This window comes from Kistimonas scapharcae, assembly GCF_039540975.1.
In the GTDB taxonomy this organism is placed as follows: Bacteria; Pseudomonadota; Gammaproteobacteria; order Pseudomonadales; family Endozoicomonadaceae; genus Kistimonas; species Kistimonas scapharcae.
Genome location: NZ_BAABFL010000075.1, coordinates 1 through 788 on the forward strand (window position 1 = coordinate 1; position 788 = coordinate 788).

The 788-nt window shown below is 49.1% G+C and carries 1 pseudogene; it reads left to right on the top strand.

Annotated elements, in window-relative coordinates:
* Window positions 1-171: 171 nt before the first annotated feature.
* Window positions 172-788 (top strand): annotated as a pseudogene (locus tag ABD892_RS04305) (IS1595 family transposase); the annotation flags it as partial.

A 788-nucleotide genomic window follows, 5' to 3' on the forward strand; every position in this document is an offset into this window, starting at 1 on the left:
AAATCAGGCTCGCCAATACGTAAGGTGACGGGGGTGTTCAAGTAGACCAGAATCGGTGTTCAAGTAAACCAGAATATGCACTTGTAAAGAAATACCTGATTACCACCTAACATAAGCCATTCTCCCGTCTAAACTTACGACACTGGTTTTCCTTGGGTTAGGAGAGGTGTCATGGCCAGGAACAAAATCCAGTTTCAGAAAGGCATGAGCCTTGTGGAATTCTTTCGGCGATACGGTCAGGAAGGGCAATGCCGCGATCAGTTTTTCAAATGGCGCTGGCCGAACGGATTTGAATGCCCTCTGTGTTGTTGCCGGGAGTATTGCACCCTGAAAACCCGCGAACTCTACCAATGTAACCGTTGCCGCCATCAAACGTCATTGACGAGCGGTACCATTCTGGAAGCCAGCAAGTTGCCCTTCACCACCTGATTTCTGGGCATGTTTCTAATGACTAAAACCAAGAATGGCATATCAGCCCTGGCGCTTTCGAGACAGCTTGGTGTTTCTTATAACGCCGCGTAGCGCCTGAAACACAAGCTCATGCAAGTCATGAAAGAGCGTGATGACAGCCGCCCTCTACAGGGATATGTGCAGCTGGACGATGCCTACTGGAGCGGTGAAAAACATGGCGGCAAACGGGGAAGAGGTTCTGCAAACAAACACCCCTTTGTTGCTGCCGTACAAACCAACGAAGAAAACTGCCCGCTGTATATGCGCTTTAGTATGGTCACCAGTTTCCGGAAAAAGGAGTTGGAACATTGGGCGAAAAAACATCTCGGGGATCATAC